General features: G+C 31.5%; 12 protein-coding genes and 1 pseudogene. 9 read left to right on the forward strand and 4 right to left on the reverse strand.

Going from position 1 to position 12,051, the window contains the following annotated elements; translation table 11 throughout:
* Positions 1-20: 20 nt before the first annotated feature.
* Positions 21-1,166, forward strand: coding sequence for a competence protein CoiA (locus G314FT_RS04775; protein WP_257702311.1), 1,146 nt, complete (start codon positions 21-23; stop codon positions 1,164-1,166).
* Between the two features lie 24 nt (positions 1,167-1,190).
* On the forward strand, positions 1,191-3,005 hold the full coding sequence (gene pepF / locus G314FT_RS04780; protein ID WP_257702313.1) for an oligoendopeptidase F: 1,815 nt from the start codon (positions 1,191-1,193) through the stop codon (positions 3,003-3,005).
* A 38-nt stretch (positions 3,006-3,043) separates the two neighbouring features.
* Here pepF and G314FT_RS04785 read toward each other — a convergent pair whose 3' ends face one another.
* Both G314FT_RS04785 and G314FT_RS04790 read right to left on the reverse strand, forming a co-directional pair.
* Positions 3,044-3,643 (reverse strand): DsbA family protein, encoded by a 600-nt coding sequence (locus tag G314FT_RS04785; protein WP_257702314.1) that lies wholly within the window; start codon positions 3,641-3,643, stop codon positions 3,044-3,046.
* A gap of 104 nt (positions 3,644-3,747) precedes the next feature.
* On the reverse strand, positions 3,748-4,329 hold the full coding sequence (locus G314FT_RS04790) for a CYTH domain-containing protein (protein WP_257702315.1): 582 nt from the start codon (positions 4,327-4,329) through the stop codon (positions 3,748-3,750).
* A gap of 134 nt (positions 4,330-4,463) precedes the next feature.
* Here G314FT_RS04790 and yjbM point away from each other — a divergent pair, with 134 nt between their 5' ends.
* The 5 genes from yjbM to G314FT_RS04815 all read left to right on the forward strand — a co-directional run bounded on the left by yjbM (position 4,464) and on the right by G314FT_RS04815 (position 9,192).
* Entirely contained in the window at positions 4,464-5,138 is a 675-nt protein-coding gene (yjbM, locus tag G314FT_RS04795) for a GTP diphosphokinase (protein ID WP_257702316.1), read from the forward strand.
* On the forward strand, positions 5,128-5,946 hold the full coding sequence (locus tag G314FT_RS04800) for an NAD kinase (protein WP_257702513.1): 819 nt from the start codon (positions 5,128-5,130) through the stop codon (positions 5,944-5,946). Before yjbM ends, G314FT_RS04800 begins: the two co-directional genes overlap by 11 nt.
* Positions 5,943-6,827: an RluA family pseudouridine synthase gene (locus G314FT_RS04805; protein WP_257702317.1), complete on the forward strand. Its 885-nt coding sequence runs from the start codon at positions 5,943-5,945 to the stop codon at positions 6,825-6,827. Before G314FT_RS04800 ends, G314FT_RS04805 begins: the two co-directional genes overlap by 4 nt.
* A 14-nt stretch (positions 6,828-6,841) precedes the next feature.
* Positions 6,842-8,212, forward strand: coding sequence for a magnesium transporter (gene mgtE / locus G314FT_RS04810; protein ID WP_257702319.1), 1,371 nt, complete (start codon positions 6,842-6,844; stop codon positions 8,210-8,212).
* 77 nt (positions 8,213-8,289) lie between these two features.
* Complete coding sequence (locus tag G314FT_RS04815) at positions 8,290-9,192, forward strand: magnesium transporter CorA family protein (RefSeq protein ID WP_257702321.1); 903 nt, start codon at positions 8,290-8,292, stop codon at positions 9,190-9,192.
* A gap of 110 nt (positions 9,193-9,302) precedes the next feature.
* Here the strand turns inward: G314FT_RS04815 and G314FT_RS04820 are convergent, their stop codons facing one another.
* Positions 9,303-9,923: a transposase gene (locus G314FT_RS04820; RefSeq protein WP_257702322.1), complete on the reverse strand. Its 621-nt coding sequence runs from the start codon at positions 9,921-9,923 to the stop codon at positions 9,303-9,305.
* A gap of 65 nt (positions 9,924-9,988) precedes the next feature.
* A complete protein-coding gene (locus tag G314FT_RS10520) occupies positions 9,989-10,153 on the reverse strand; it encodes a hypothetical protein (RefSeq protein WP_341481170.1) in 165 nt (54 codons plus the stop codon).
* Between the two features lie 591 nt (positions 10,154-10,744).
* Here G314FT_RS10520 and G314FT_RS04825 point away from each other — a divergent pair.
* Positions 10,745-10,864, forward strand: a pseudogene (locus G314FT_RS04825) (IS200/IS605 family transposase); the annotation flags it as partial.
* Positions 10,865-11,338: 474 nt separating this feature from the next.
* Positions 11,339-12,028 carry an Ig-like domain-containing protein gene (locus G314FT_RS04830; protein ID WP_257702323.1) on the forward strand — a complete coding sequence of 230 codons (690 nt, stop codon included), beginning with the start codon at positions 11,339-11,341 and terminating at the stop codon, positions 12,026-12,028.
* Positions 12,029-12,051: the final 23 nt, after the last annotated feature.

Consider the following 12,051-nt stretch of genomic DNA (forward strand, 5'->3'; position numbering starts at 1 on the left):
AGTTTATAAGAGGTGAGGATATGCTTATTGCAATCAATGAAAAAGAAGACATGATTATGAGTCATGATGCAAATAAAAAAGAAACGTATTATTGTCCAAGTTGTCATAGTGAAGTGATGTTAAAAAAAGGTGAGATTAAGTACCCACATTTTGCACATAAAAAAACAACTGTTTGTCAGACAGCTACTGAAAATGAGTCTTTTGAGCATGTAGTAGGAAAACTACTTATTGCTAAAAATTGTGAGATATTTGGTTCAGAGTACCAAATAGAAGCCTATTTACCAGAAATTAACCAACGAGCAGATGTATTGATTGATAAAACTCTGGCAATTGAATTTCAATGTAGTTCATTAAGTATTGAACGGTTAAAAGAAAGAACAACACATTATAAACAAAATGGTTACCAAGTTTTCTGGATTTTAGGTCAGAAGTTAGGACAGTTGACCAGTTTGACAGAATTGAAAAAACATTTTATTTATTTTGATAATGACAGAGGATATGTTGATTTTTGTTTGTTGATTGATAAAGAGATGTTAGTTATGACACATTATTTAGCCCATAATGGTAAAGATATGATTGTTCGAAAAAAAAGCTATTCGCTACAGGATTATAGCTTAAAAGAGTTGTTATTGAAACAGTGTGTGATCGCTAGTTACAGTGTTTTAAGTCCATTAAAAGAGGTGAGTCGAAGAAAAGATAGACTATCCAGGCGTTTATTGCAATCAGATAACTCATTAAGAGTGTTACAAGAATATCTATATCAACAATCGTATCATTTGTTGTATCTACCAGAAGTGGTGTATTTACCAAGTTTATATCATCCTTTCTTTAAAGAGACAGAGCTTGTAGTTCGTTTGATTATATTTAATGAATTAAAGCATCAAAAAAAGAGGTCTTATGTTGAATTAAAAGAAAGGATTATAAGTGAGATACCAAATGAAATGTTGGATGATTATGCTAATTTAGGAAAATATCAAGTCATAGATTATTGTTTATCTCTATATCTCCACTTTTTAAAAGAACTAACAGTCATTGAAGAAATATCTCAAAATGTATTTCATTTTAAAGAAGAGGAGGTATTGAATAACGCTCAATGGAAAAAATTCTTTAAAAAAAGAAGTGAAAGACTAACTCTTCCGTTAAAATATGATATGATTATTAAGTGATAATGAGAAAGGGGTTATTTAAAGATGAGTGAAACAAAACAATTACCAAATCGTTCGGAACTACCAGAGGAATTAACATGGGATTTAACACCTATTTTTGCATCAGATGATGCCTTTAACGATGCATTAGAGTCATTAACATTAGATTTAGAAAAAGCAAGCGAGTATCAAGGAACATTAAAAAATGGTGCAAAGGCTTTTCTATCAGCGATTGAATATGTCTTATCTATTCATCGTACGACAGAAAAAATTTATGTGTACTCACATTTAAAAAATGACCAAGATACAAGCAATGCGACTTACCAAGGAGTGTATGCCAAAGCTAGCACGATTGCAGCTAAAGCAGGGGAGGCTGTTTCATGGTTTGGTCCAGAAGTTTTAACATTATCAGATGAGACCATAGAGGCATATTTTAAAGAAGAATCTGGTTTAGAAATCTATCGTCATTTTATTAATCAAATTACAGCAGACAGAGCACATACTTTATCTGAAAAAGAAGAAGCGTTATTAGCTGGGGCAAGTGAGATATTCTCAGCATCAAGTCATACTTTTTCTATACTAAATAATGCTGATTTAGAATTTCCAATTGTGACAGATGAAGAAGGTGAAAAAGTTCAATTATCTTCAGGAATGTATGGTCAATTAATGGAAAGTACTAATCGCGAAGTCCGTAAAGAAGCGTTTGAAGGATTGTACAAAGTCTATAAACAATTTAGAAATACATTTGCCAGTACGTTATCTTCTCACGTGAAAAAACATAATTTCAATGCTCAAATTAGAAATTACAGTTCTGCCCGTGAAGCATCTTTAAGTGCTAATCATATTCCAGAATCAGTCTATGATACATTGTTAGATGTGGTACATAAAAATTTACCATTACTACATCGTTATGTTGCGTTACGTAAAAAATTATTAAATGTTAGTGAGTTGCATATGTATGATATGTATACACCAATATTAGGTGATGCCCCAATTCGTTACACTTATGATGAGGCAAAATTAAAATCACTTGAAGGATTGTCTCCATTAGGTGAAGAATACTTAGAAATCGTTCAAGAAGCGTATGGTGACCGTTGGATTGATGTGGTTGAAAACAAAGGTAAACGCAGTGGCGCTTATTCTTCAGGAAGTTATGACACAAAACCTTATATCTTATTAAACTGGCATGAAAGCTTAAATCATTTATTTACGCTAGTTCATGAAATGGGACACAGCGTGCATAGTTACTATACAAGAAAAAATCAGCCTTATGTGTATGGCGATTATTCAATCTTTTTAGCAGAAATTGCGTCAACAACTAATGAAAACTTACTAACAGATTATTTGTTAAAAACAGAAAAAGATCCGAAAGTTAAGGCCTTTATTTTAAATCATTATTTGGATGGTGTAAAAGGCACAATCTTTAGACAAACGCAATTTGCTGAATTTGAACATTTTATTCACACAGAAGATGCGAAAGGAACACCATTAACAAGTGATTATTTAAGTGAGTACTATGCTGATTTAAATGCGAAATACTATGGTGATTCGGTAGAACGCGATCCAGAAATCGCGTATGAATGGAGTCGTATTCCTCATTTCTACTATAATTATTATGTTTATCAATATGCAACAGGTTTTTCTGCTGCAACTGCTTTAGCGGATAAAATTATCCGTAAAGAAGATGGGGCTCTGGAAAATTACTTAACATTCTTGAAATCAGGAAGTAGTGATTATCCTATTGATGTCATGAAACGCGCGGGAGTAGACATGACGCAATCTGCCTATATTGAAGAAACAATGAAAGTCTTTGAAGCTCGTTTAGATGAGTTAGAAACGTTAATTGATTCATTTGAATAACATAAAAGGAATGCTCTAGCATGTAGGGCATTCCTTTTTTAGTATTCTAATAATTTTGCGCAATTTGTTTGTGTGTGTTCGACTTTTAATAATTGTTTAATTAAATCAGTTGAAGAAAAAGCATCAATTAACACACCAAAATTTCGTGTTGAGTCATAATTAAAGATGACAGCTTTGGCGAATCGATTGACCCCCATCTCATTTGCTATTTGTTGATCTATTTTAAAAAATTCTTTAATTATTTTAGATTGTCTATCTAATTTAAACGTCTCTTTATCAGCATTAATCTTAGTTAAAATCATATCAACTAATTCATCTGAATAGGCCATTTTTTCTTTTCCTACTAAATTTTGTAAATGAAATAAGAATTTTCTTCCCATCTTTTTTCCTTGTAGTTGTGCTGCTTTAACGTCCAAACAAGCAGAATAAACTGTTTCAATTAAGTGATTTCTAAAAACTAAATCGTTTGTAGGATAGTTATTATCAATCAAGTAATGGTGGATAATTAAAGGATTTAATATAGGAATTAATTTCAAATAGACTTTAGTCTCTTCGTTTTCGATGGCTTCTAAAAAGCGTTGCTCAGACAAAAGACAAAGTTCATCTAACGGATTAACAAATAAATAAATCTCTACCATTATGCCCCCCCTTATATAAGAAAACTGTTTTACTACTCACGTATAATGTAACAAAGATTCACAAAAAACAAAAGGGAAAAGTCTTTCATATCAATGTTTTAAAATCAACTTTGATATTCTATCATGCGTGCTATTTTTTTGCTAGCCGGACGCCTTTTTATCTCTTCTTTTATTAAAAAATCATTAAAAAATTGTTCTCCTTGTGAAGAATTAGTTACCTCCATTTCAAGTTCAAAATCAATCATCTTATCAAAATAGCTCTCATCAACGACTAGTAGAGTATTATTATTTAATTTCTTCTCACGTCTATTAGTTGTTAATGATCCAATCATATTTAACTCGTTTATAGGGATGTTAATTGATTCTAAATAACGAGCGACTTCTCCTTGTGCATAAATCCGCTTTTCTTTTATTAAATGAGTGATTTGCTCCTCAGTTAAATTATCGGTAATTTCTTGATAAGCATGTGTATTTTCAGTTGGGACTTTTAAGGTACATTCATGTTTTCCAGAACGTTTTCTAAGTCTTAAACCCATTGATAACTTTTTTAATTGTGTATTGGGTGTATCAAAATAACAATTTGTTTGAGAAAAAGCTGGCGTTGTTGGAAAATATTTCGTTATCAGTTGTTCAAATTCTATTTTAGTTAACATATTTTTAAATTCGATTTCTAGTTCTTTAGACACAATCTTCACCTCGTTGGTAGTGTAATGAATCCTTTATAAAAAAACAACTATAATGACTTATTTGTGAGCTAACTTTTTAAGAGCAATTATGTTAAAATATAGCATGTATGTTGATAATAAAGGTGGCGAATAGGATGGAAGAAAGAAATTGGCAATTATTTTTGGCACCATATGAGCAAGCAGTTTCAGAATTAAAAGTTAAACTTCGAAATATTCGAACACAGTATAAAGAAAATAATTTGCATACTCCAATTGAATTTGTAACAGGTCGTGTAAAGCCTAAAGATAGTATTTTAACGAAAGCAACATTACGTGGTATTGAGTTGGATAGATTAGAGGAAGATATGCAAGATATTGCGGGGCTCCGTGTAATGTGTCAGTTCGTTGAAGATATTTATGAAGTGGTGGCACTTCTTCGGAAACGAACAGACTTTAAAATTATTCAGGAAAGAGACTATATTACCAACAAAAAAGCAAGTGGATACAGATCTTATCATGTGGTAGTAGAATACCCTGTTCAACTTATTATGGGTGAAAAAAATATTTATGTTGAAATACAAATACGTACCTTAGCAATGAATTTTTGGGCAACGATTGAACATTCGCTTAATTACAAATATGATGGCGAATTTCCAGAAGAAATTAATAAGCGGTTAGAGCTAACAGCAGAAGCTGCCTACTTGTTAGATGAAGAAATGTCAAAAATACGTGATGAAATTCAAGAAGCCCAACATCTCTTTTCATATCGAGACTTGGATCGCTTGGAAAGATACGTCAATGAAAAGAGGGCAGATGATGATGAGAATTAGAGTCTATTCTAATCGTAAACCAATCTCAAGAAAAGTTACGCAAGAACTTTTGTCAAAGCTCCGAAATGCAGGGTTTATTTTAGATAAAAAAAATCCAGATGTTGTTATAACAATTGGAGGAGATGGCACGTTATTAAGTGCGTTTCATGCTTATGAAAGTCAATTAGATACTGTTAGGTTTATTGGTGTTCACACGGGACATCTAGGATTTTATACCGATTGGCGAGATTATGAGATAGATGAATTAGTTCGAAGTTTGAAAGAAGAAAAGCAAAATAGTGTGAGTTATCCATTGTTAGATGTTTGTTTAACTTATACGAATAATATGGCAAATCGACATTTTTTAGCACTTAATGAAGCGACGATTAAAAATGTGGAGCGAACCATGGTAGCAAATGTCTATATCAAAGATGAGTTGTTTGAATGCTACAGAGGAGATGGTTTATCTGTTTCAACGCCAACTGGTTCAACAGCGTATAGTAAAAGTTTGGGAGGCGCAGTTGTTCATCCACGAGTAAATACACTTCAATTAAATGAAATTGCCTCACTAAATAATCGAGTTTATCGTTCATTAGGTTCTCCGATGATTATTGCACCGGATGAATGGATTAAATTGGATATGAAAAAACGAGAAACATACAGTTTACACGTGGACAACTTGTCGTTAACTAATTCTAATATTAAACAAGTGACGTTTCGTTTGTCAGAAAAAAGAATTCATTTTGCCTTGTATCGGCATACCCATTTTTGGCGCCGTGTGAATAACGCCTTTATAGGGACTTCAAAAGAAAGTAGCGAGAGAATATGAGATTTAGTTGGACAGTAGATGAAGAAAAAACTACTTTAAAACGTTTTTTAAATAATAAAGGAGTATCAAGGCGACTTTTAGCTAAAATAAAGTTTCAAGGTGGGACACTTTTAGTTAATAAGCAAGTTAGAAATACAAAGTTTGAAGTCAAACTAGATGATGTCGTGACGATTATCATTCCAGATGAAGGGGAGCATGAAACGATGCTTCCTTTTGAATCTAAACTAGATATTGTGTATGAAGATGAGCATTTGCTAATAGTTAATAAACCAACAGAAGTGGCCTCTATTCCATCGCAATATCATAAAAATGGTACGATGGCTAATTACGTCAAATATTATTACAATCAACAACAATATGTTAATCGTATCATTCATGTCGTGACGCGCTTAGATAGAGATACAACAGGTTTGATGATGTTTGCAAAACATGGATTTGCCCATGCGATGATGGATAAGCAACTTCAATCAGGTGAATTGAAAAAATATTATCATGCATTAGTTGGTGGAGATTTGTCTCGTTTAAAAAAACATGAGACCATTGATTTACCAATTGGAAGAGACGAGACATCTATTATTAAACGTTGTATCATCGAAAATGGTCAACGTGCAGTTACGGAATATAAATTAGTTGAAATAAATCGCGATATTGCACACGTTGCTGTACAGTTGCATACAGGAAGGACACATCAAATTCGTGTCCATTTTTCAGCAATTGGTTGTCCTTTAATCGGTGATGAGTTATATGGTGGGGACTTAACAAAAGGATTGAATAGGCAAGCACTTCACTGTCAGAAGTTGGTTTTCCTACATCCATTCACAAGAGAGGAGTTAACATTTGAGTTGCCATTACCAAATGATATGGAAGAGTTGATAGAGTAAGGGGAGTCGTTGGTATGACAGAAATGTTAAACAAAGAAGAACAAGAAAAAGAATTATTGTCTCTTTTACAACGTCAAGATATGGAATTATTTAGGGAAAAATTCTTAGATTGGCATTTATATGAACAAGGACAATTTTATTTATCACTTGATAAAAAAGAACGACATTTAATGTATGCTTATCTTTCACCAAAAGAGATGGCAGATATGCTGGATGTGATTGAAGAAGACCATGAAGGATTGACTGACTATATTACAGAAATGTCACCGAATTATGTCGTGGCTATTTTAGAAAGTATGTACACCGATAATGCGGTGGATATTTTAAGTCAGCTAGAAGAAGAAACAGCGCGAAAATACCTAGACAGAATGAAACCTGAAACTTCTGTTAATATGAAAAAACTACTTCATTATGAGGATAAAACAGCTGGTTCAATCATGGCGACAGAATACGTATCCATCGTTGCTAATCAAACGGTACGTTCTGCTCTAACACTATTAAAGAAGAAAGCACAAGAAGCAGAAATTATTTATTATGTCTATGTGGTTAGTCTCAGTAATCAATTGGTGGGAGTTATTTCTTTAAGAGATTTAATTGTCAGTGACGATGATATGATGATTGAAGACATGATGGGTGAACGTGTAATTAGTGTGAGTGTAAATGAAGATCAAGAAGAAGTGGCAAAAATGATTCGTGATTATGACTTTCTTGCAATCCCAGTTGTTGATGATAACAATCACTTATTAGGGATTATTACCGTTGATGATATCATTGACGTTATTGATGATGAGGCAGCTAGTGATTATTCTGGACTAGCTGGTGTTGATGTTGAAGCGACCACTGAAAGCTCATTTCAAGCAGCTCTGAAGCGCTTGCCATGGCTTGTGACGTTGCTCTTTTTAGGAATGTCTACTGCCTCCTTAATCAGTCACTATGAAGTCTTGATTAGTGAAGCTAGCATTTTGGCCGTTTTTATATCTCTTATTACAGGAACAGCGGGGAATGCCGGAACACAATCTTTAGCTGTGGCAGTTAGAAAATTAGCAGTATCTGATGATAAAGAACTAAATTTTTTCTCGCTTGTGATGAGTGAAATTTTGACAGGGATTATTACTGGAGCTGTGACAGGGGTAGTTATTTTTTTAGTAGTTGGATTTTGGAAGCAAAATTTTCCACTTGGACTTGTTATCGGAATAGCCATGCTTTGTGCGATTACGATTGCTAACTTAGCAGGAAGCTTGATTCCTATTTTAATGGAGAAACTTGGTTTTGACCCTGCAGTTGCTAGTGGTCCGTTTATAACGACGTTGAGTGATTTGACTAGTGTGTTGATTTATTTTAATATTGCAGGTTTATTTATGCCTTTAATTATAGGTAGTGTATAATGAAAATAGAAATTTTAAGAAGTCATCATAAAATGGCTTCTTTTTTATCAGGATAATTAAAAAAAGGGGAAACGTCTATGTTGGTTGAACATCAAATAAATTCAAGGTTTGAATGGATTGAGACACATCATTTGTCATCAAGTGAAAAAAACATATTGAGAGAACAGTATCATCTACCAGAAGAAACGCTAGAATATGTAATGGATATCTACGAAAGAAGTAACTATATTACCGATACAGTTAATGATTTGGAATTAATCGTTATTCATGTTCCAACAAAACAACCAAAAGAGATTCGTTATGTATCTCGCCCAGTTAGTTTTTTAGTAAAGGGAAATAAGTTATTTTCTTTTAATGAGGGTGAGAGCATAGTAAGTTATGATGGGGTTAAAAATACGATTAACCAAGATATTAATTCAACACCAATGATATTTCTTTTCGAATTAATTCGAGAATTGATAGATCGATATTTGCCAATTTTAAGAGAAATATCAAAAGAGCGTCACCAAATGGATGATTTGTTGACTGAAAAGGTAAAAAATAAAGATTTAGTCCGTTTATCCTATTTACAACAAACATTAACATTTTTACTTAGTGCTTCAGAAAATAATTTAGAAATACTTGAACAAATAAAGCGTTCTAGATTGGGACAACGTTTTGACGAGCAAACCTTGGAACGTTTAGACGATGCGCTTATTGAAGCAAATCAAGTAGCCCATATGACAGAATTAGAATCAGATATTGTGGATCGTATTGCTCGTATTTTTGATAGTATTATGAATAATAATTTAAATGATACTATGAAATTTTTAACTGTTTGGTCTTTAGCGTTAGCTATTCCGACATTAATTACAGGTTTTTATGGAATGAACATTGACTTGCCACGTTTTCCTTCTGATTATGAATGGATATATGTGGTGATACTTTCTATTATTTTAATTATGTGGTTAATTATGTTTATTAATCATAAAAGAAAATAAAAAGAAAATAGTTTATCATGGTATTTTGACTCTTTGTTAAATAGGACGGATGAGTTAAATCCATAAGATGATGAATTTGAGAGTAATCTCAGATTTATCATCTTTTTTAGTTATTTAATTTTTATAAGACCGTTTATCAAGAAAATTCTTATTCTCATGTTGCTGAATGATTTGAATCCGTACGATACTCTTTTAAGGGTTTTTATATGAGTATTCTTAGCTTCAATTTTTCCATTGGAAAAATCATAAAGAAGGACATTGCGAATACCAGTTTCATATGCAAGTAAGTTTTCTAATTTACCTTTAAATAGCCTATCTAAGCTATTAGGTAAGTTTTTCAACAGTTCAAAAAATGAATCAGCATCTTTATTTCTAAAATGATACGTTAGTAATTGGAAGCTATCGCAGGCTTTTTTTAGATTTGGAGAGAATGAAAGTAGTCGATCAATCATCATTAATTCTGTTAAAAGTGGATATTTAGGAGAAGGAAAACTTCTCCATGTTTTGAATTCAGAAATAGAAATAGTTAGTTGATTTATTAAAAGAAATTTCCAATTTGTTTTTAGTTTATTAACCTCTGATTTTTTCTTTTGGCAAATCAATACCTTCATTTCTCGTACTCTAGATTCATTAAAAGCAGTGTTTAGATGCTTTATAACATGGAATCGATCAATGATAACATCAGCAGTAGGAAACACTTTTTTAGTTAATTGAAAATAGGCAGCGTTCATATCAGTGACAGTGACTAATAATTTTCCTTTCTTCCAGTGATGTACGATTAAAACAAACGGTTAGTTTATCTAATTTTTGACTTGGTAGCATGCGATCTAAATTCATCTACCATTAAAACGTCAAGAAAACTACGTAGTTTAAGTTGATGAGGTAGTTGGGTTTCAACAGACTTAAGCACTTTTAAAACAGTCGTTAATGAGACTTGACATAGCTTGGCAATCAATGTCACAGAGATTTTTTCGGTTAACAGTTCTAAGATTTTTAAGGTAGTGAACTTACTAAGATGACAATTTTTTTCAACAATTTAACATTGTGTTATCCAATGATGGAAACATTTTCTATAATCAAAACGTTGTTTCTTGAGCTTTAAAATAGTAGGTAGGTTTTGATAGGACAATAGGGGAATAAGTCCTTTCAATAATTAGAGTGTTCATTCCATTGATGTTAGCTTCCTATGTACTAATTAAATTTAAATTGTCATCTGTTATTCTTAGCATTTTTTTGATATGATTATCCATGACATGTCGTCTTTTCTATCTAATATTTTTGTTTGATACTTAAATTTCACTAGATAGACGACATGTTTTTAAATAAAATAAACTAAAAAGGACTGATGAATCAGATTTTGATTCATCAGTCCTTTAAATTATAGATTCACGTTTTTTAGTTTTTGTATGTATTTAAACCCACCTGCTATATGGGTAGTTTTAAAGAGCTTCTAGCGTGGTATTAAAAAAGCCTCCTAAGATGATAAGATAGATTTGGTTTCCTGACTACAAACTATCTTATTATCTTAGGAGGTAGGAGATTTCTTATGAAAATGGACAATCAAAGTTTATCACACACAATATGGAAATGTAATAATCACACAGTTTTTGAATCAAAATATAGAAGTCAAGTAATTTATCGAAAATCTAAACAAAGTATAGGAGAAATATTATGATATTTGTGTGAAAGAAAAGGCGTTGAAATCATTATATGTTCCTTGGCAACTAAATCTTTTAGAGAATAAAAAATAATTTGATTATTTTTACTCATATTTTGTTTTTTTAACATTGAAATCTGATATTTTCTCTATATTATTTTCTTTTTCAATTTAGTAATCTAAAGAATATGTTTAAAAAATTATCATACTTTTTTTGTAATAAATTAACACGATATACTTTACAAAAAAATAAAATTACATGAAATTTTTCAAATAAAAAAAATCTGATTTTATTGATTTAATAATGTTTTTTTAAAATCAATATATATTTTAAAAAAAAAAAGTTAATTAAAAATCCTTTTATTATAAAAAAAGTTATTAAGTATGAAAATAACTACTATATAAATTCAGACATATATTTTGTTTTTATTTTAATCGTTATTGTATTATATAATAGCGCTGACAATAAAATATTAGGAGGAAAAAGATTTGAATCACAAAGAGGGTTATAAAAAAAGGTACAAAATGTACAAATCAGGAAAATTTTGGGTAGTTGCAGGTCTTTTCTTTTTAGGTAGTGTAGTAATCAGTGATGTACATGTATATGCACAAGAATCAGAAATAACAACAGCGGAAGTAGTTACGGAAGTGATGGAAATTGGAGACCCTGTCACTGAAGAAGCGACATCAGCTAAAGAGCAATCTAGTGTATTAACTTTTGGAAAACAGGTTAGTACAGTTCAAAAAGTAGCACCTTTAACTAATGTTGAAGAGGAACACAAAAATGAAGTCAATGAGAATGTAGAATCAGTAGAGGCAGAGGATTTTATTTTAGTAGTAAATCCAATCAAAGATACTGATACAGTGATTACTGGAATTGCGAATAAAAATGCTTTAGTAACTGTAATGGATGAACAAGGAAATATTTTATGTGAAGGACGAGCGGATGAAGAAGGTAATTTCTTAATGTCTATGAATAGTTTATCCAAGCATTTTCAAATTAAAGTTAAATCCAACTCTAATGGTAACGAATCAATACAAGATGTCGTAGTAAATAAGGTTGAGGAAGTTACTGCTACAGAAAAAAGAATTGTCAAACAATCTAGAAGTGAGTCTTATAAAGAAAATATTACCTCTAAAAATAAATTGAATCCTAATCTTTTTGGAAGTAGAGTGTGAACCACAGAGCTTTGAAGATGTTA

Source organism: Vagococcus luciliae (genome assembly GCF_024637875.1).
GTDB lineage: Bacteria > Bacillota > Bacilli > Lactobacillales > Vagococcaceae > Vagococcus > Vagococcus luciliae.

What these genes read in the sequence shown, in the direction of transcription:
- G314FT_RS04775 (WP_257702311.1), top strand. Translation starts at nt 21, where the DNA reads ATGCTTATTGCAATCAATGAAAAAGAAGACATGATTATGAGTCATGAT.
- pepF (WP_257702313.1), top strand. Translation starts at nt 1,191, where the DNA reads ATGAGTGAAACAAAACAATTACCAAATCGTTCGGAACTACCAGAGGAA.
- G314FT_RS04815 (WP_257702321.1), top strand. Translation starts at nt 8,290, where the DNA reads ATGTTGGTTGAACATCAAATAAATTCAAGGTTTGAATGGATTGAGACA.
- G314FT_RS04800 (WP_257702513.1), top strand. Translation starts at nt 5,128, where the DNA reads ATGAGAATTAGAGTCTATTCTAATCGTAAACCAATCTCAAGAAAAGTT.
- mgtE (WP_257702319.1), top strand. Translation starts at nt 6,842, where the DNA reads ATGACAGAAATGTTAAACAAAGAAGAACAAGAAAAAGAATTATTGTCT.
- G314FT_RS04805 (WP_257702317.1), top strand. Translation starts at nt 5,943, where the DNA reads ATGAGATTTAGTTGGACAGTAGATGAAGAAAAAACTACTTTAAAACGT.
- G314FT_RS04785 (WP_257702314.1), bottom strand. Translation starts at nt 3,643, where the DNA reads ATGGTAGAGATTTATTTATTTGTTAATCCGTTAGATGAACTTTGTCTT.
- yjbM (WP_257702316.1), top strand. Translation starts at nt 4,464, where the DNA reads ATGGAAGAAAGAAATTGGCAATTATTTTTGGCACCATATGAGCAAGCA.
- G314FT_RS04820 (WP_257702322.1), bottom strand. Translation starts at nt 9,923, where the DNA reads ATGAACGCTGCCTATTTTCAATTAACTAAAAAAGTGTTTCCTACTGCT.